The sequence below is a fragment of the Isoptericola hypogeus genome (assembly GCF_039531145.1).
GTDB classification, from domain to species: domain Bacteria; phylum Actinomycetota; class Actinomycetes; order Actinomycetales; family Cellulomonadaceae; genus Isoptericola; species Isoptericola hypogeus.
The window spans coordinates 67819-85256 of record NZ_BAAAPM010000010.1 but is presented as its reverse complement, the minus strand read 5'-3'; the positions used below and the strand labels follow the sequence as shown (position 1 = coordinate 85256).

The following is a 17438-nucleotide window of genomic DNA, read 5'->3' as shown; positions in this document are numbered from 1 at the left end:
GGCGCCGGGGCTCGGAAAAGGGCTGTCCGGACGGGGCCGCGCAAGCGGCCCGGGGAGCGGAACCTCAGACGTGCGGAGAGTGACCGACGGCACTCGCGTTCCGTTTTGGTCGCGGGCGCTGCTTCCGGTAATGTTTTCCGACGTTGGGCCTGACGCGGGCGAGCCGACCAGAGTCGGATTTACCCGGAAGGCCCGATCCATTGGGGTATGGTGTAATTGGCAGCACGAGAGATTCTGATTCTCTTAGTCTAGGTTCGAGTCCTGGTACCCCAGCGCAGCGCTCGTCGCGTCGCCTCTGAGGTCGGCGCGCTAGAGTTCTCACCGGCACGGCAGTCCCGAGATTCTTGTGGTGCTGTCGAGTCATAGGCCCCCATCGTCTAGCGGCCTAGGACGCCGCCCTCTCACGGCGGTAACGCGGGTTCAAATCCCGCTGGGGGTACGCAGGTCACCGGGTCGTCCGGTGCGTGCTCGGTCTCGCTCAGGCGAGGTCGGTCCTGGCCCCCATCGTCTAGCGGCCTAGGACGCCGCCCTCTCACGGCGGTAACGCGGGTTCAAATCCCGCTGGGGGTACCAGCAAGGCCCGGTCCGGACGGATCGGGCCTTCGTCATTTCCTGATCAGGACCCGCGATCCCGGGTTAGCGGCCCGCGATCCCCGCAACCCCGGCTCGCCCTTCCGGAGGGACGCCGGGGGCGGACGACGGGCGACGAGCCTCCCGCGGACCTTCGCCCTCGTCGTGTCGCAGCAGGGTCAGAGGAACGGCTCGGGGACGTAGGGGCCCGCACCGTCGCTGGCCGGGGGCTCGTAGCGCGGCCCCGGCCCCTTCGTCCGTATCGCGGCGTGGTCGTCGGGCCGCGGCGAGGGAACCGCAGGGCGCAGCTTGATGGGCTGGGTCGTCGGACGCGGTTCGCCCCCGTCGCCGGTGCCGGCGTCGTCCGAGCCGCGCCGGCCTGGCACGACGACCGTCGACGGTGGCCCGGGGAGGTCGTCGTCGTCGTCGCGGTGCCCGGGCGTGAAGATCGTGTCGCACAGCGTGCGGTACGTGGCGTCAGGGTGCGGCACGTACCTGATCGTGCGCAGGGCCTGGTCCTGGCCGGCGGACTCCATGTCGAAGCGGCCGTAGCCGAGCACCTGGCCGACCGGGCTCCGGGAGTACCCCATGTCCGTGACCTTCTTGAGCGGCATCATCGCGACCCGGTGCACGACGAGCCCGTAGAGCAGCAGCAGCCGCTTGTCGGTCGCGACGAACCACTCGTAGCGCCACTCCAGCCAGAGCCACGCCAGCCGCCCGGCCGCGACGAACCACAGCACCCACAGCCACTGCACGGTGTCGCGGACGTCGACCGGCGTCGACATCACGATCGCGCCGATGAGCAGGAACGCCGCGACGGTGGTGGCGATCGGTTCGAGCAGCCTGGCCCAGTGCCGCCGGGTCGCGACCACCACGTGCTCGTGCGGCAGCACGTAGCGACGCAGGTGGCGGTGGGCCACGACGGCGTCGCGGACGCGGGACTCGGCGGCGGGCACGGGACCCTCAGGAGGCGATGGTCGAGAAGAACTCGCCGAAGCTCGAGATCGTGTTGACGATGAAGTCCCAGATCGACGTGACGATGTTCCCCGCACGGTCGGGGTCGTTCACGATCGCGAAGATCAGGAAGATCACGGCGATCCAGATGAGCAGGGTCTTGGCCTTGGCCGGCATCGGATCCTCACGCCTCTCGGGTCACGGTGACAGGGGTGTCCCGCCTGTCCGAGCGTACTGACCAGGGCGGGAGCGCGACAGCACCGGGCCCGGCGCGCCGTCGTCGCCTGGACGAGGCGGGCCGGGCCCGGTGCGGGACGCTTCACTCCCCGGCGCGGCGCAGCACCTCGGTCAGACGGTTGGCGGCAGCGACCACCGCGGCGGAGTGCAGGCGCCCCGGCTGCCGGGTGAGGCGCTCGACGGGGCCGGACACCGACACGGACGCGACGACACGGCCGGACGGCCCGCGGACCGGTGCGGAGACCGACGCGACGCCGAGCTCCCGCTCGGAGACCGACTGGGCCCAGCCGCGGCGGCGCACGCCGGAGAGGATCGTGGCCGTGAAGACGGCCTCGCGCAGCCCACGGTGCAGGCGGTCGGGCTCCTCCCAGGCGAGCAGGATCTGCGCGGCGGACCCGGCGTGCATGGTGAGCGTGGCGCCCACCGGGATCGAGTCGCGCAGCCCCACCGGCCGCTCGGCGGCGGCCACGCACACGCGATGGTCGCCCTGCCGGCGGTAGAGCTGGGCGCTCTCGCCCGTGTGGTCGCGCAGGGCCGTGAGCACGGGGTTCGCCGCCGCGAGCAGCCGGTCCTCGCCTGCGGCGGTGGCGAGCTCGTTGAGCCGCGGCCCGAGCACGAACCGCCCTTGCATGTCGCGCGCCACGAGGCGGTGGTGCTCGAGGGCCACGGCGAGCCGGTGGGCGGTCGGTCGGGCCAGGCCGGTCGAGGAGACCAGCTGCGCCAGGGTGGCGGGTCCGGCCTCGAGCGCGCCCAGCACGGACGCGGCCTTGTCCAGTACGCCGACTCCGCTAGTATCGTCCATAGGACGATATTGACGTCTCGCCCACTGAGATCGCAAGTCGGGAACGACATCTCACTCGGCGAAACCTCGACATCGAGCGCACGACGAAGTCACGACAGCCGCCACACCGGCGGCGGACGAGGAGCACATGATGGCCGGCACGCTGGCGGAGAAGGTCTGGGAGGCGCACCTGGTGCGCCGCGGCGCCGACGGGTCGCCGGACCTCCTCTACATCGACCTGCACCTCGTGCACGAGGTGACGAGCCCGCAGGCCTTCGAAGGGTTGCGACTCGCCGGGCGCCCGGTTCGCCGTCCGGACCTGACGATCGCGACCGAGGACCACAACACCCCCACCCTGGACATCGACCTGCCCATCGCGGACCTCACCAGCCGCACGCAGATCGACACGCTGCGGAACAACGCCAAGGAGTTCGGCGTCCGCATCCACTCCCTGGGCGACGCCGACCAGGGCATCGTGCACCAGGTGGGCCCGCAGCTCGGCCTGACGATGCCCGGCCTGACGGTCGTGTGCGGCGACTCGCACACCTCCACGCACGGCGCGTTCGGCGCCCTGGCGTTCGGCATCGGCACGTCGGAGGTCGAGCACGTGCTCGCCACGCAGACGCTGCCGCTGGCGCCGTTCAAGACGATGGCGATCACCGTCAACGGCGACCTGCCCCCGGGCACGACGAGCAAGGACATCATCCTCGCGATCATCGCCAAGATCGGCACCGGCGGCGGGCAGGGCTACGTGCTCGAGTACCGCGGCGAGGCCATCCGCAAGCTCTCGATGGAGGCGCGGATGACGATCTGCAACATGTCCATCGAGGCGGGCGCGCGTGCAGGCATGATCGCGCCCGACGAGACGACGTTCGAGTACCTCGAGGGCCGGCCGCACGCGCCGGAGGGCGCCGACTGGGACGCCGCCGTCGAGTACTGGCGGACGCTGCGCAGCGACGACGACGCCGAGTTCGACGCCGAGGTCGTCCTCGAGGCGTCCGACCTGGAGCCGTTCGTCACCTGGGGCACCAACCCTGGCCAGGGCCTGCCGCTGTCGGCGTCCGTGCCGGTGCCCGCCGAGATCGCGGACGAGAACGAGCGCGTCACCGCCGAGCGGGCGCTGGAGTACATGGGCCTGGAGCCCGGCATGCCGCTGCGGGACGTCCCCGTGGACACCGTGTTCATCGGCTCGTGCACCAACGGCCGCATCGAGGACCTGCGGTCGGTGGCCAAGGTGCTGCAGGGCCGTCACAAGGCGGAGGACGTGCGCGTGCTCGTCGTGCCGGCGTCCGCCCGCGTGCGGCTGCAGGCGGAGGCCGAGGGCCTCGACGTCATCTTCAAGGAGTTCGGCGCCGAGTGGCGCAACGCGGGCTGCTCGATGTGCCTCGGCATGAACCCCGACCAGCTCATGCCGGGGGAGCGGGCGGCGTCGACCTCCAACCGCAACTTCGAGGGCCGGCAGGGCAAGGGCGGGCGCACCCACCTGGTGTCGCCGCTCGTCGCGGCGGCCACCGCCATCCGCGGCACTCTCTCGTCCGTCGCGGACCTCGACCTGGGCGCCGACGTCGACCTCACGACGTTCGACGGCACGCCCCTCGCGCCGCTCGAGGCCCCGTCCTTCGTCTGACCCCCGACACGTAGCAGGAGTTCGTCATGGAGAAGTTCACCACCCACACGGGTGTCGGGGTGCCGCTGCGCCGCAGCAACGTCGACACCGACCAGATCATCCCCGCCGTCTACCTCAAGCGCGTGACCCGCACGGGCTTCGAGGACGCGCTGTTCGCGGCCTGGCGCGGCGACCCGTCGTTCGTGCTCAACCAGGACGCGTACAAGGCCGGGTCGGTGCTCGTCGCGGGCCCGGACTTCGGCACCGGGTCCTCGCGTGAGCACGCCGTCTGGGCGCTCAAGGACTACGGCTTCCGGGTCGTGCTCGCGTCCCGGTTCGCGGACATCTTCCGCGGCAACTCGGGCAAGCAGGGCCTCGTCGCCGGCATCGTCGCACCCGAGGACATCGAGCTGCTGTGGAAGGTGCTCGAGACCAAGCCGGGCACCGAGGTGACCGTCGACCTCGGCGCGCGCACCGCGACCGCCGACGACGTCACCGTGCCGTTCCAGATCGACGACTACACCCGCTGGCGCCTCATGGAGGGACTGGACGACATCGGCCTGACCCTGCAGAACGAGGCCGACATCACCGCCTTCGAGGCCGAGCGTGCGTCGTGGCGCCCCAAGACCCTGCCGGCCAAGCACCTGCCGAGCGTGGAGATCGAGCCCGCCCGCCCCGTCGGCTGACGGCCCGCTGTCGCCGGTCGCGCCCGTCGAGACGCGCTGGTCGAGCCTGTCGAGACCGGGTCTCGACAGGCTCAACCCACGGCAGGTGGGCCCTGCCGCACACGCTCCAGCAGCCACTCGGGCGTGACGGTGGTCGGGTCCCACCAGGACTCCAGCCACCAGGTGGCACCGGCGTCGGCCGCGTCGCGGGCCTGCCGCGTGGCCACGGCCGGGTCGGCGTCGAGCCGGCCCTGGAAGACGACGTCGAACGGGCCGGCGTCCGGCCCGCGCTGCGCGGCGATCCAGTCCACGAGCCGCCGGACGTCCGCGGGGCCGGCCTCGGCGTCCTCGGGCGACTCGCCCCGCACCTGCGGCACGATGCCGTCCCACCGCAGGGCCCGGTCGAGGCTGCGGCGCGGGGGCCGGACGGCGTCCCAGACCGCGACCGGCCACACCGGGATGCGTCCGTGCACGGGTGCCTGCGGGAAGCGGAACGGGCCGGTGCTCAACAGCTCGCCGTCGCGGGTGAACGTCTCGCCGGTCCAGGAGCGCTCGAGCCACGCGAGGACGTCGTCGAGCAGCGTCGCACGGTCGCGCAGCGCCGTCGGCTGGCCGGGCACGGACGTGAACGCGCGGTCCGTGGGCACCCCGACGCCGACCGGAAGGACGAGCCGCCCGCCGGAGAGGTGGTCCACCGTGAGCGCGCGCTGAGCGAACTCCCACGGGCGGTGCCGGGGGACGGCGAACACCATCGCGCCGAGCGTGATCCGCTCCGTCACGGTGGCCGCCGCCGCGAGCAGCGCGAACGGGTCCCAGGTGGGATGGGCGTCGAACCCGCCCTCGTCGAGGCTCACCCCGTCCCACGTGAAGAAGCCGTCCCACCCGTGCTCCTCGCACGCCCTCGCGAGCCGGACCTGCTGCTGGGGCGTGCCGTAGCTCCCGATGAAGCCGAACCGCATCGTGCCACCTCCGTCGTCGTCGACCGTCGTCGGACCTGTCCGACGCTAGGCGCCGCCTCCGACATCCGCCCCGCGCGCGCTTAAGGTGTCCGGGTGCCTGCCGAGACTCCCGCCGCGACCGAGACGCCCACCGAGACGCCGCTCGTCGAGATGTGGACCGACGGCGCGTGCAAGGGCAACCCCGGGATCGGCGGGTGGGGGGCGCTGCTGCGCTCCGGCGGGCACGAGAAGGAGCTGTTCGGCGGCGAGACCCTGACGACGAACAACCGGATGGAGCTCACCGCCGTCGTCGAGGCGCTGCGCGCGCTCAAGCGGCCGTCGACGGTGACGATCCACGTCGACTCGTCGTACGTCATGAACGGGATGAAGACCTGGGTCGCCGGCTGGAAGCGCAACGGCTGGACGACGTCGGCCAGGAAGCCCGTGAAGAACGTCGACCTCTGGCAGGCCCTCGACGCGGAGGTCACCAAGCACGACGTGCGCTGGGTCTGGGTCAAGGGCCACGCGGGGGACCCGGGCAACGAGCGGGCGGACGCGCTGGCCAACCTGGGCGTGGACTCCGTCCGCTGAGCCGTCCCGTTCGCGGCCGCGAGCCGGTGCGACGGACGTCACGCCGCGGCCGGTGCTCACCCCTCATAGGATGACCGCATGGCTTCCCACTACGACGTCGTCCTCCTCGGGGCTGGCCCCGGCGGCTATGTCGCCGCGATCCGTGCGGCCCAGCTCGGCAAGTCCGTCGCGATCATCGAGGAGAAGTACTGGGGTGGTGTCTGCCTCAACGTGGGCTGCATCCCCTCGAAGGCCCTCCTGCGCAACGCGGAGCTCGCCCACATCTTCAACCACCAGGCCGACTTCTTCGGCATGTCGGGTGACGTGACGTTCGACTTCGGCAAGGCGTTCGACCGGTCCCGCGTGGTGGCGGACGGCCGTACCAAGGGCGTCCACTTCCTCATGAAGAAGAACAAGATCACCGAGCTCGACGGCCGCGGCACGTTCCGCGACGCGAACACGATCGAGGTGGCGCTCAACAAGGGCGGCACCGAGACGGTGACGTTCGACAACGCGATCATCGCGACCGGCTCCCAGGTCAAGCTGCTCCCGGGCGTCGAGCTCTCCGAGAACGTCGTGACCTACGAGAAGCAGATCATGACGCGCGAGCTGCCGAAGTCGATCGCCATCGTCGGCGCCGGCGCCATCGGCATGGAGTTCGCCTACGTCCTGAAGAACTACGGCGTGGACGTCACGATCATCGAGTTCCTCGACCGTGCGCTGCCGAACGAGGACGCGGACGTCTCCAAGGAGATCGCCAAGCAGTACAAGAAGCTGGGCGTCAAGCTCCTGGTGTCCACCGCGGTCCAGACGATCAAGGACAACGGCTCGTCGGTCACCGTCTCGTACAAGGGCGTCAAGGACGACAAGCCCGGCGAGATCGTCGTCGACAAGGTCCTGTCGGCCGTCGGCTTCGCGCCGAACGTCGAGAACTTCGGCCTCGAGAACACCGGCGTGCAGCTCACCGAGCGCGGCGCCATCGCCATCGACGACCACATGCGCACCAACGTGCCGCACATCTTCGCGATCGGCGACGTCACCGCCAAGCTCATGCTCGCGCACGTCGCGGAGGCGCAGGGCGTCGTCGCGGCCGAGACGATCGGCGGCGCCGAGACCATGACGCTCGGCGACTACCGCATGATGCCGCGCGCCACGTTCTGCTCCCCGCAGGTCGCGTCGTTCGGGCTCACCGAGCAGCAGGCCAAGGACGAGGGCTACGACGTCAAGGTCTCGTCGTTCCCGTTCATGGCCAACGGCAAGGCGCACGGCCTGGGCGACCCGACCGGCTTCGTCAAGATCGTCGCCGACGCCAAGTACAACGAGCTGCTCGGCGCGCACATGATCGGCCCGGACGTCTCCGAGATGCTGCCCGAGCTCACCCTCGCGCAGAAGTGGGATCTCACCGCCGACGAGGTCGCGCGCAACGTGCACACGCACCCGACGCTGTCCGAGGCCGTGCAGGAGTCCATCCACGGCGTCGTGGGGCACATGATCAACCTGTAGCAATCGGGGCAAATCGGTCACTGACCGATCGCCTGGTCAGAGGCCCGGATCTGCGAGTTTCCGCAGGTCCGGGCCTCTTTTCTGTCTTGGGGAGGCCTGGACACCTAGAGACAGAAATGCCCCCTGTTTGCCACCCGATGTGGCACGTAGGTGGCACGAAATCGGGAGGATCCGGATGGCCGAGAAGGGTGCGGCGCGGCAGCGTCGCGAGTCATGGGGCATGCTGCGGCAGCTGCCGTCGAAGCGGTGGCAGGCGCGGTACACGGGTCCCGACGGGAAGGTGTACTCGGCGCGCATGGAAGACGACCGGGCGCTGACGTTCCTCACGAAGACCGACGCGCGGGCGTTTCTCAACCAGACGCACGCCGCCATCGCGCGCGGGGAGTGGGAGTCCCCGGAGGATGCGGTGCGACGGCGTGAGGCGGAGGCGGCGGCCGCCAGGCTGCGCGACGTCACGTTCCGCGAGTACGCGCTGGCGTGGCTCGAGCGGGGTCGATGCTGTGCTGGACGCCAGGGGCGTCACGCACCCTTATGCTGCGTCGTACTTTGTACTACGCTAGCCGTGTGTTCGAGACGGCGGATTGGTCGCAACGTGCCGACCATATGTGGGACGGGCACGGCGTCCGCCCCGCCGAAGCCAACGAGGCACTGCGTGACCCGAACCGTGTGGTGATCGACCCTGACTACAACAGCCGCAGTGGCGATGGAGTTCGGATCGTCGGCTTCTGTGCCAGTCGCGGCGAGGTGCTGACCGTCCTCGTGCACAAGCCGACGGGCTACGGCATCAACGGATGGCCGTCCAACTCGAAGGACTGCCGGATCTACCGAGAGGGAGGCACGCCATGACCAAGGACATCGCGCAGGTCCTCGCTGCCGAGTCGCAGGCGGCTGAAGAGGCCGAAGAGCGGGGCGAGCAGCTGCGGGACCTGTCAGAGGTCACGGTGACCCGTGGACATTCACGCTCCCGGGTGCTGCAGATCCGGCTCAACAGCGACGAGCTCGAGCGGCTCGAGAGCCTCGCCGAGGAGCGTGGCCTGCCGACGTCGACGGTGGCGCGAGCCCTGCTGCTGCAGTCGTTGGCGAGCGGCCGCGCAGACCTGCCCGACGTCGAGGCGGCCGTGCGGCATGCGCTTCGAGCGACGCTCCGTCCGGACCTGCTCGCGCCCGCATCCTGATCGGCCCACCCGGTAGGGCTCAGCCCTCACCCCCAGAGGAAGGGGTCCTCGTGGCTGCCGACGTGGTAGTGCAGGCCCGGGCACACCCAGCGCGGCCGCGTACTTCAGCAGCTGCGCTGGGCGCGCACCCGGCGCGGCGGGTGGGCGGCATAGGCGGTCGGCTCCCGAACGGGTGTCGCAGGCGCATGAGGTCCGACGACAGATGCGACCGGCGCGCCCTGCGGGCCGAACCGTTGTTCCTGCACCCGCAGCAGGCGGTGCCCGTGGGCGTGAACGCGGCTGATCGACACCGGACGGGCAGGTCACCCCCGAGTACGCTCACGGTATGTCCCTGCTAGAACGCATCGTCGTCGACTCGGACGTGGTTCACGGGCGACCGCGAGTGCGTGGTACCCGTGTCCGGGTCAGTGATGTGCTCTCCCTGCTCGGCACAGGCGCGACGGCGGAGGAAATCCTGGAGGACTATCCCTACCTGACGGTCGACGACATCAGGGCTTGCCTCCAGTACGCGGCAGCCCAAGCCGACCACGCTGTGCTGATTGCCTCGTAGCGTTGAGCGCTTCCTCGTCGATGCCGCAGTTGCCGCCCGCTCTGGCGCGGATGCTGGGGGCCGGGTGAACAGCCGGTTGGCGCTGACGGGGTCGCCGACAGCGAGCGACGGTCGGTCACCCAGTTCGGTAGTGGTGGGCGCACCCCGCGGGCGTCACTCCTCACCAGCTCGGCGAAGAGCCGCATCAGGATGAGGATCGAGAGTGGTGCGATCAGCGGGGCCGGAAGGAGCCATCGATGGAGGACTGGCGCAAGGTCAAGCGGGTGGTGTTCGCGCGGCACAGCAACCCGTGGAGCATGTGGACGAGGTGGGCGAGCACACCGCTGATGCTCGTCCCGGTGTGGCGACGCAGCGGGCGCGACGCCGCACTGGTCGGCCTATGGATGGCAGTCAACCCGGTGGTGTTCAGCAAACCCGCACACGACCGAGCATGGGCGACCCGGGCGGCTCTTGGTGAGGAGCAATGGATCGCCGAGCGGCCGATGGACACCGCGATGGCGGTGAACGTCGCCGCGACCGCCGCCCTGCTGGTCGCGATGGTCGCCGCCCATCAGCGCCGTGCAGTACCGGCCGCAGCAGCGACAGCACTGGAGATGGGGCTGCTGATGGCGTACTGGGAACTGATGGCCCGCTACTACGACCGCAACGGTGGCGCGAGTCGAGCATCCTGATCATGACGCTCAGCACCGCAGCCCGGGTGACACGCGGATCCACAGGTCGTGACTAATCCTCATCGTCACCCCGCGGGCGTCACTCCCACCGGATCGGCGGAGAGCCGTGAATCCCTGTAAGGGCGGCTGCGGCTGACCGTCCTCGCTGGACCTGTGCGACGGCGTGGCATCCTGCGGCCATGACAGAACCGGGGCGGCCGAGAAGAGGCTTCTGGTACCAGGTATGGCGCCCGTTTCGCGCGATCGGTCGCGGCATCGCTCGCGTCCTGGAGGCGTTCGATCTGATCAGCCTCGTCGTATACCTCGGACGAGGGGTTGTCTGGCTCGTTCGCGGCGCAGGGAAGATGGTCGCGAGCGTCTTCGACTGATGACGCACTGGCCGTCGCCATCGCTCGTCGACGTCGCAAGCGGATTATGCCGACGATCGCGTCAGCGCGGCGTACGCCAACGCCGCCGCGGCCGGCGAGATCCTGTGCTCGGTACGTCGGTCGAACGGCGGCGTCGCGACGTTGAGAAGCACATCGAGGGCGTTGCCCTCGAAGCTGCGGAGCGCGTAGGCGTCGACCGGGCGCCCGTCGGAGCGCTGGTATCCGAGCGAGTCCAGGGTCTCGGCGATCTGCCGCCGGGGAATCTCGTTGCCGGTGCTCACGGCGGCGTACGCGAGGACGAGCAGGTTCGCGTCGCGGGCAAAGCCAGTGTCGTCGGGCACGAGCCGCGCGGCGAGATGCGCGAACAGTGCCTGCGGGCTTCTACGCGCCGCCGCGCCAGCTCGCGTGAGCAGCAGCGCGCCCTTGTACTTGCGCAGCAGCCCGAGCGGTCTGGTCAGCGACTCCCGGAAGCCGGCGACGGGAACGGTGAGGTCCTCGCGGTTCGCCTTGCCGATCCAACCTTCCATCGCCGGGATGAGCGGGGCGACCTCCTCGACGTCGGCGGGCCGCAGATACCCGGCCGCGGTCAGAGGGATTCCGCCGTCGCCGGCCCCGTCGAGGAACCATTGGTACGGCCGCAGCGCCGCCCCGAGCTCGGCCTCCGTGAGCCTCTGGGTGGGGTCGATCGCGGCGAGGCGCTCGCCCAGTTCGTCGCCGTCGTACTCGAGCATGGCGATGTACTGCAGCAGGTGTGCGGGCAGGTCCAGCCGGCTCAGCGGGTAGTACGAGCGCTGCAGCTGGGCGTTGACGTCGGCGGGATCGAAGTACGCGGGGTCGTCGAGCACCTCGGCCAGGCCGTCGGCGTCGCGCAGCGAGCCGCAGTCCTCCGGCGGCGCGCCGCGCCGTCCGCCGACGCACACACCCACCGGGGTGTCGGGCGTCGCGGTGCGAACGTCCTCGAGCTTGAGGGTGAGCTCCCAGTCGTCGCCGTAGTCGTACACGTAATGCAGGACGTCGCCCGGCTCGCCGAGCGTCTCGTCAAGGCGGACCTGCTCCTCCGGGACGCCGGACTCGTCATCCTCCTGGTTCTCGACGTCGTACGGGCACAGGAATTGCTCGCCGTCGTTGTCCCAGGCGTCGGTGCCGAGGGTGAACCGGTGCAGGTGGGAGTCCGTCCACGCGAACGCGTCCTGCAGCACCTGGTGCACGACGTCGAGCGTGAGGTCCGAGCGCAGGTCCAGGCGGCGCCAGATCGGGGGAGTGGCGCGCACGAGATCGACACGCAGCCGGAACACCACCGGCTCCGCCAGGCGCGGACGTCGGGCGCGCCGCGACGTAGGGTCCGGCCGGCGCGCCCGGTACGTCACGCGGTCGGTCGACGAGCCCGAGGAGAGCAGCGCACCGGTGAGCGCACGCAGATCCTCGACGCCCATGCCCTTGATGGCGGCCTCGAACTGGCGCAGCAGCGCCTCCTGGTCGTCATTCACGACGCTCACGGTAGCGCTCGCAGGAACCGACAGTCCCGCCCGCTTCGATGGCCTCCGTGGTGTCCCGGCCCGCCGCCGACGTGCTTGCGACACCTGTAGCTCGGCGTTACTCCGACGCGACCACCCGAGGCCGCCTCCAGATCTGGCATCCGAGGGCCGCGGCTCAAGCTCGACATCCGCGCCTGCGGTCCCAGCGGAGGCCACGGCGCACGTGGCTCGGGACTCAGACGGGTTACGTGGCATGTCCGCTTGATCATGGAGGTGCCCCTGCGGGTGGTGTGGAGTGTCGAGTTCCCGTCCACCAACAGGGGCACTGCCATGCTGCCAACCGAGGACCGTTCGTCTACGTGCTCGCCCGCCGCGGTGCCCACAACTTCTGGGCGTGCCGACTCGAACCTCCGCGAACGTTGCTGCGCACAACCTGTGACGAGCCGCTCTCGCCCAACCCGCCTCAATGGTGTCGGTTCACCCGCGGAGGCGGTCCATGAGCCGTTCGAGGTCGCCGGTCAAGGTCGCTCGTGCGTCGCTGTCGGGCACGAACTTCGTTGATCGCGCGATGCTCGCGAACTTCTGCAGGGCGGCGATCGCCAGGGGCGGCGAACCGTCCTGGGTGTGTGTTTCGGCCTGGCGCAGTCGGACCAGGAGCTGTACCTGTCCCGGAAGGGTGACCTTGTGCTCCTCGGCCAGTGCATCCACCCGCGCCCGCAGCGACGCGAAGGTGACCGGCGCCTCGTAGGCGCGGATCAGCCAGGTGGTCGGCTTGCCGCTGGTGTAGGCGAAGGTCGCCTGCCCGGTGGCGTAGACGGTGCCGTCGTGCGGGCTGACCAGGATCTCTCCGGCATTCTCGATGGAGCCCCCCTGGAAGTTCTCGCGTGCCAGAGCTGTCCGTTCACCCGTTGCGGCGTCATAGGCGAACGTGACCTGCTCCCTCGGCAAGGTGGACTTGCGGGTCGCGCAGCACACCCCGGAGACGTACACGCCGGTGCCGTCGGGGCTGACGGCGACGGAGGTGTCGAGGGTACGAGGGATCGGCGGGTGGGAGATCGCGTGGATGGCCGACCAGACCTCCTCACCGGTGCTCTGTCTGTAGGCGACGGTCACCAGTCCGAAGTCCCCTGCGCAGCTGCTGCCTTCGCAGTGGGAGCCCGTGACGAACATCAGATCGTTGTTCGGGCTGACGGCGATCGCCTCGGTCTCGGCCTGGTCCGTGCCGCGAGCAGGACCGGTGTGCCCGGGCTCCCAGTCGTGATCGGCGGCCCCGAACGTCGAGGTCCAGACGAGCTCGCCGGTCGCCGCGTCCAGGGCCTGGGTCTGCATCCTCTCGTCGAACTCCTCGGAGTCCTCCAGGACGGTGCCGGTGACGAAGATCCGGTCCCCGTCACTGCTCACCGAGTTGTGCCACGCCTGGAAGTTGACGGCGACCGAGTCGCGTCGGGAGACCCAGCGCTCCTCGCCACGGCGCACTCCAGTCAGCTCGTAGGCCACCGTCACGGGGTTGACCGCGACCTCACGGTGCCGCAGCTGGGTGAATCCCGAGACGTAGGCGTACTTTCCCTCCGGGTCGATCGACAGGTCGATCCCCGTGGTCATCAAACCGGGATCGCCGCGACGTGCGATCCAGTCCTGCTTCCCGGTCCCTGCGTCGTAGGCGATGGTGGTCATCGTGGTGTCGTGGTCGTCGCCCAGCTCGGTTGCCGCGAGAACGACCGTGGACCCGTCAGGGGTGACCGCGATCGAGCCGCCGCCGCCCGGGTTCAGGCCGACGACGGAGATGTCGGGCTGGACCGCTCGCCATAGCTCCTCGCCGAGCTCAGGATCCGTGGGCGACGCGGGTGGGACGTTGTTGTACGCCAGGGTGACGATGCTGGTCCGGTTCGTGGCCGGGTCTGTCTGCTCACCGGACACGAAGACGGTGCTGCCGTCCGGACTCGCCGCGATACCGGCTCCCCGGGTCCCGGACGATGCGGCGACCGGGTGATGTGCCACCCACAGCTGCTCCCCGGTCACTGTGTCGACCGCGGCGGTGATGAACTCGTCGGACAAGAACGCCGGCCCGAACTGGAAGAGCTGGCGCCCGTCCGCGCTCAGTGCGGTGTCACCGAGGCGGGCCCCCACCGTGTTTCCCGAGTGCTCGTCGGAGACCGCCCACTCCGCATCCCAGTTCTCGGTCATGGGGTCGATGGTGCGGGTGCGGTTGAACCCGGCGGCCGTCCGCAGCGACACCTGGTCGCTCGCGCCGGTGACGACGCCTCCGCCGGGGCCGAGGTCGAGGTCGGCAGGACTCACGGACACGGCCACCGAGGCCGATCCGTGCGCCGGAACCTGGACGCGCGTCGCCGAGAGCTGCAGGCCGCTCGCAGGGTCGACGCTCAGGTCCAGGTCGACGACGGCATCGGTGTCGTTGGTGTAGACCAGGTCTCGAGCTGTGGTGGCGTCGGTGCCGGTCAGGCTACCGAAGTTCAGGCTGGTGGTGGCGTACACGCCCTGCCGGAATGCCCGGGCGACGTCGATCCGTCCCGTCCCCTGCTCGCTCGGAGCGTAGCCGCCGTCTACCGCCGTCGACGTGAGCGCGTTCTTCAGCGCAGTTCCACGGAGCTCGGGGCGGGCCTGCTGTAGCAGCGCAGCCGCTCCGGCGACGTGGGGCGTCGCCATGGACGTTCCGTTGGCACCCATGTAGTGCTCGTCCAGGGGCTCGACGTGCCCGAGCAGGTCGGTGCCGGCCGCCCGAGGAGCGACGATGTCGACGCCCGGCGCGGTGACGTCGGGCTTCACGGCGAAGTCTCCGAGGCGGGGCCCTCGCGACGAGAACGTCGCCAGCCCGTCGGACTTGTCGACGGCGCCCACCGTCAGGGCCGCGTCCGCGGCACCAGGGGAACCGATGGTCTGAGGTGCGTCACCGCTGTTGCCGGCGGAGATGACGAACAGGACGTCCTGTTCGGCGCTGATCCGGTTGACCGCCTGGGACAGTGGATCGGTCCCGTCGCTGGGCGCCCCGCCGAGCGACATGTTGATGATGTCGGCGCCGTTGGCGGCTGCCCACTCCATCCCGGCGAGAACCCACGACTCGAGTGCGCTGCCCTTGTCGTTGAGGACCTTGGCGTTCATCAGGTCTGCGCCGGGTGCTACTCCCTTGTAACGTCCGCCCGACGCGGCGCCACTGCCGACGATCGTGCCGGCGACATGGGTGCCGTGCCCCACCAGGTCGCCGGCAAAGGCGTTGGCGGTGAAGTCGAGGACGACTTCCTGGTCGGCGTCGAGGAGGCCGATCAGGTCAGCGCCGCTGCGGTCGCTGACCCCGGCCGCCCAGATGGCGTTGCGATGCTGGGCGTCGAGGACTTGGCCGACGAAGTGGCCCGGCTCGTCGTTGTGTACGACCACGCCGGTCGCGCCCGCCTCCGCGACAGCGTCGTACTGCTCGGCGAGCGGGCAACCGCCCTGGTCGCGGACCACCAGCGCGGTCTTGCCGGCGGGATCGGCGAGAAGCTCGTCGCCCAGCGTCGTCGTGCAGGCGCGGCCCACGTTCACCAGCGGCGCCGCCGAACCAGACTTCGGCACGACCTTCCCACCGACCATGCCGAAGAAGCCGACCGGCTGCGGGAGCTGATCGACGGTGAACTGGCCCGAGGTCGGCTCCTGGCTGAAGACCTTCTCCTGGACGACCTTGTTCGCGAGGTCGGGATGGGTGCTGTCGATACCGGTGTCGAGCACCGCGATCGTGACGCCCTCCCCGTCGTACCCGGCGTCCCACGCCTCGGGTGCACCGATCTGGGGCACCGACTGGTCCAAGGTGGCCTCGACCGTGCCGTCCAGCCATACCTTCGTGATGCCCTCAGGCAGAGCGGTGGCTACCTTCGGCCCAGCGCCGGCCTCCGCGGTCAGGGCCGACCACAGATCCGCACGCCGCGGGCCGCGGCGATCCTGAGAGAGGGCGGAGACACGGCCGGCGGGCAGGGTCGTCCGCAGGTCGGTGCCGGGGGAGGCCGCGAGTCCGCGCACGTCGGCGCGGCTACCCTCGACCAGCAGCGGGAGCTCGTCCCTGTGGTCGTCGTCATAGCCTTCGTCGATGAGATAGGCAATGTCGAAGAGCCGGTGATCCAGCCGTCCGGCTGCCAGCAGGTCAGCCGCGTCGGCGGGCACCACAGTCAGGCCGTCGCCGGTGTCCTGGATGTCAAAGGACACCCGTTCACGTCCGGGGCCGGGTTCGACCCGTGGTGCATCGTCCGGACCCACGATCACCGTGTCCCCGCTGACCAGCGTGACCTGGGCGGTGTGGTCGACATGGAAACCGTTCCCGAGCCCCGGGGCGGCGCTCGCGGTTACGGCGTTGGCAGCGGCAGGCGCCGACTCCAGCGAGACTCCGACCAGTGTGCCCGCGGCGAGACTGACGGCAAGCGTTGCCGCGCGGATGCGATCGAGGCGGACCGCAGAGCGCCGACGTCCGTGCGAGATCATGAGAACCTCCGAGCTGGAGCAGGATGGGCAGGCCGTCGACGACACGGGCTCATAGCGGTTCGTACGCCTCGTCCTCGGCGACTTCGTCGTCAGCCGACGTGGAGGGGTCTAGTGGGCACGACGCGCGAGGTCCAGCAGCGTCGAGCGCGCTGGACTCGGCTATCGGGTCGTCGTCAGGTGCCGCGGAGCGAGCCATGGAGGCACCCTGCCGCGTGATCTGGGCACGGGGCCATAGGGCAAATGCCTACTCATCGGGTGCCTCGCGTTGCTACGAACGATCAGCCCTGCGGAATCAGACCTGCCTCCGACGCGGCGATGGCGGCCGCAGTGCGGGTGGACACCCCGAGCTTGTGCATGACCCGGCTCAGATGGAGTCCCACCGTCTTGGGCGACAAGAAGAGCACCTGGGCCACCTCCTTGTTGGTCATCCCTGTGGCGACCAGAGCGATGACCTCCTGTTCCCGCGGTGAGAGCTGGTCGCCGTACCCGCGGGACCCACCTCGCCATCGTCGATCGGGACCGGCTCCGTGGTGACGGACAAGTGCGGCGACACGCTGGGCGTCACCGGAAGCGCCCAGGTCATCCATGCCGACCAGGACGGCACGCAGGACGTCAATGCCTGCCGCTCTCTCCCCGCCCCCGATCAGACACAGCCCATGGCGCTCTGAGGCAAGCAACTGCTCGTACGGGCGTGGCAGGCTGGCGAACACCGAGGCGGACTCCTCGAACGCGATCGCAGCTTCCAGGGTCGCGCCGCTCGCCTCGTGCCGGAGCCCCTTGCACCATGCCCAGGTTGCTGACCAAACCGGGGCCGAGCACCCGCTACGCCAGATGGCGACCTGTTCCATCAAGTCGTCTGTCCTCGTCCGCTGACCCGTCGAGAGAAGCGCGTCAAGGTGGATGGGCACGAT

The 17438-nt window shown here is 70.1% G+C and carries 16 protein-coding genes and 3 tRNA genes; 12 read left to right on the top strand and 7 right to left on the bottom strand.

Annotation, left to right across the window (positions count from 1 at the left end; all coding sequences use genetic code 11):
- The first annotated feature begins 201 nt into the window (after positions 1–201).
- From ABD254_RS20400 to ABD254_RS20390, 3 genes are all read left to right on the top strand, one after another.
- Positions 202–273, top strand: a tRNA-Gln gene (locus ABD254_RS20400).
- A 93-nt stretch (positions 274–366) separates the two neighbouring features.
- Positions 367–439, top strand: a tRNA-Glu gene (locus ABD254_RS20395).
- A 58-nt stretch (positions 440–497) separates the two neighbouring features.
- Positions 498–573, top strand: a tRNA-Glu gene (locus ABD254_RS20390).
- Between the two features lie 176 nt (positions 574–749).
- On the opposite strand, the gene ABD254_RS20385 is transcribed toward ABD254_RS20390, so the two are convergent.
- From ABD254_RS20385 to ABD254_RS20375, 3 genes are all read right to left on the bottom strand, one after another.
- A complete protein-coding gene (locus tag ABD254_RS20385; RefSeq protein ID WP_344250696.1) occupies positions 750–1526 on the bottom strand; it encodes a PH domain-containing protein in 777 nt (258 codons plus the stop codon).
- Positions 1527–1533: 7 nt separating this feature from the next.
- Positions 1534–1701: a hypothetical protein gene (locus tag ABD254_RS20380; protein ID WP_344250694.1), complete on the bottom strand. Its 168-nt coding sequence runs from the start codon at positions 1699–1701 to the stop codon at positions 1534–1536.
- A 142-nt stretch (positions 1702–1843) separates the two neighbouring features.
- Positions 1844–2563, bottom strand: coding sequence for an IclR family transcriptional regulator (locus tag ABD254_RS20375; protein ID WP_344250692.1), 720 nt, complete (start codon positions 2561–2563; stop codon positions 1844–1846).
- 130 nt (positions 2564–2693) lie between these two features.
- Between ABD254_RS20375 and leuC the strand changes: the two genes are divergently transcribed.
- Together leuC and leuD are read left to right on the top strand one after the other, a co-directional pair.
- Complete coding sequence (gene leuC / locus ABD254_RS20370; protein WP_344250690.1) at positions 2694–4169, top strand: 3-isopropylmalate dehydratase large subunit; 1476 nt, start codon at positions 2694–2696, stop codon at positions 4167–4169.
- A gap of 26 nt (positions 4170–4195) precedes the next feature.
- On the top strand, positions 4196–4834 hold the full coding sequence (leuD, locus tag ABD254_RS20365; RefSeq protein ID WP_344250688.1) for a 3-isopropylmalate dehydratase small subunit: 639 nt from the start codon (positions 4196–4198) through the stop codon (positions 4832–4834).
- Between the two features lie 71 nt (positions 4835–4905).
- Here leuD and ABD254_RS20360 read toward each other — a convergent pair whose 3' ends face one another.
- On the bottom strand, positions 4906–5772 hold the full coding sequence (locus tag ABD254_RS20360; protein WP_344250687.1) for an LLM class flavin-dependent oxidoreductase: 867 nt from the start codon (positions 5770–5772) through the stop codon (positions 4906–4908).
- Positions 5773–5922: 150 nt separating this feature from the next.
- Between ABD254_RS20360 and rnhA the strand changes: the two genes are divergently transcribed.
- The 7 genes from rnhA (at position 5923) to ABD254_RS20330 (ending at position 10220) form a co-directional block, all read left to right on the top strand.
- Positions 5923–6342, top strand: a complete 420-nt coding sequence (rnhA, locus tag ABD254_RS20355; RefSeq protein ID WP_344250806.1) for a ribonuclease HI — start codon at positions 5923–5925, stop codon at positions 6340–6342.
- A 78-nt stretch (positions 6343–6420) separates the two neighbouring features.
- On the top strand, positions 6421–7824 hold the full coding sequence (lpdA, locus tag ABD254_RS20350) for a dihydrolipoyl dehydrogenase (RefSeq protein WP_344250686.1): 1404 nt from the start codon (positions 6421–6423) through the stop codon (positions 7822–7824).
- A gap of 175 nt (positions 7825–7999) precedes the next feature.
- Positions 8000–8497 (top strand): hypothetical protein, encoded by a 498-nt coding sequence (locus ABD254_RS21475; RefSeq protein WP_486327000.1) that lies wholly within the window; start codon positions 8000–8002, stop codon positions 8495–8497.
- The gene (locus ABD254_RS20345) at positions 8389–8670 is read left to right on the top strand and encodes a BrnT family toxin (protein WP_344250685.1); all 282 of its coding nucleotides are present in this window, start codon (positions 8389–8391) and stop codon (positions 8668–8670) included. The genes ABD254_RS21475 and ABD254_RS20345 overlap by 109 nt, the downstream gene beginning before the upstream one ends.
- On the top strand, positions 8667–8999 hold the full coding sequence (locus ABD254_RS20340) for a hypothetical protein (protein WP_344250684.1): 333 nt from the start codon (positions 8667–8669) through the stop codon (positions 8997–8999). Before ABD254_RS20345 ends, ABD254_RS20340 begins: the two co-directional genes overlap by 4 nt.
- Before the next feature lie 325 nt (positions 9000–9324).
- Positions 9325–9549 (top strand): DUF433 domain-containing protein, encoded by a 225-nt coding sequence (locus ABD254_RS20335; protein ID WP_344250683.1) that lies wholly within the window; start codon positions 9325–9327, stop codon positions 9547–9549.
- Between the two features lie 236 nt (positions 9550–9785).
- On the top strand, positions 9786–10220 hold the full coding sequence (locus tag ABD254_RS20330) for a DUF6653 family protein (RefSeq protein ID WP_344250682.1): 435 nt from the start codon (positions 9786–9788) through the stop codon (positions 10218–10220).
- A 412-nt stretch (positions 10221–10632) separates the two neighbouring features.
- Here ABD254_RS20330 and ABD254_RS20325 read toward each other — a convergent pair whose 3' ends face one another.
- The 3 genes from ABD254_RS20325 to ABD254_RS20315 all read right to left on the bottom strand — a co-directional run.
- A complete protein-coding gene (locus tag ABD254_RS20325; protein WP_344250681.1) occupies positions 10633–12075 on the bottom strand; it encodes an IS1096 element passenger TnpR family protein in 1443 nt (480 codons plus the stop codon).
- A gap of 465 nt (positions 12076–12540) precedes the next feature.
- A complete protein-coding gene (locus ABD254_RS20320) occupies positions 12541–16527 on the bottom strand; it encodes a S8 family serine peptidase (protein WP_344250680.1) in 3987 nt (1328 codons plus the stop codon).
- Positions 16528–16805: 278 nt separating this feature from the next.
- Positions 16806–17438: helix-turn-helix transcriptional regulator (locus ABD254_RS20315; protein WP_344250679.1), on the bottom strand; the 633-nt coding region annotated here is incomplete at its 5' end.

Excerpts from the sequence above, each read along its gene's own strand:
- ABD254_RS20380 (WP_344250694.1), bottom strand. The coding sequence starts at position 1,701 with ATGCCGGCCAAGGCCAAGACCCTGCTCATCTGGATCGCCGTGATCTTC.
- ABD254_RS20375 (WP_344250692.1), bottom strand. The coding sequence starts at position 2,563 with ATGGACGATACTAGCGGAGTCGGCGTACTGGACAAGGCCGCGTCCGTG.
- leuC (WP_344250690.1), top strand. The coding sequence starts at position 2,694 with ATGGCCGGCACGCTGGCGGAGAAGGTCTGGGAGGCGCACCTGGTGCGC.
- leuD (WP_344250688.1), top strand. The coding sequence starts at position 4,196 with ATGGAGAAGTTCACCACCCACACGGGTGTCGGGGTGCCGCTGCGCCGC.
- ABD254_RS20360 (WP_344250687.1), bottom strand. The coding sequence starts at position 5,772 with ATGCGGTTCGGCTTCATCGGGAGCTACGGCACGCCCCAGCAGCAGGTC.
- rnhA (WP_344250806.1), top strand. The coding sequence starts at position 5,923 with ATGTGGACCGACGGCGCGTGCAAGGGCAACCCCGGGATCGGCGGGTGG.
- lpdA (WP_344250686.1), top strand. The coding sequence starts at position 6,421 with ATGGCTTCCCACTACGACGTCGTCCTCCTCGGGGCTGGCCCCGGCGGC.
- ABD254_RS21475 (WP_486327000.1), top strand. The coding sequence starts at position 8,000 with ATGGCCGAGAAGGGTGCGGCGCGGCAGCGTCGCGAGTCATGGGGCATG.
- ABD254_RS20340 (WP_344250684.1), top strand. The coding sequence starts at position 8,667 with ATGACCAAGGACATCGCGCAGGTCCTCGCTGCCGAGTCGCAGGCGGCT.
- ABD254_RS20335 (WP_344250683.1), top strand. The coding sequence starts at position 9,325 with ATGTCCCTGCTAGAACGCATCGTCGTCGACTCGGACGTGGTTCACGGG.
- ABD254_RS20330 (WP_344250682.1), top strand. The coding sequence starts at position 9,786 with ATGGAGGACTGGCGCAAGGTCAAGCGGGTGGTGTTCGCGCGGCACAGC.
- ABD254_RS20320 (WP_344250680.1), bottom strand. The coding sequence starts at position 16,527 with ATGATCTCGCACGGACGTCGGCGCTCTGCGGTCCGCCTCGATCGCATC.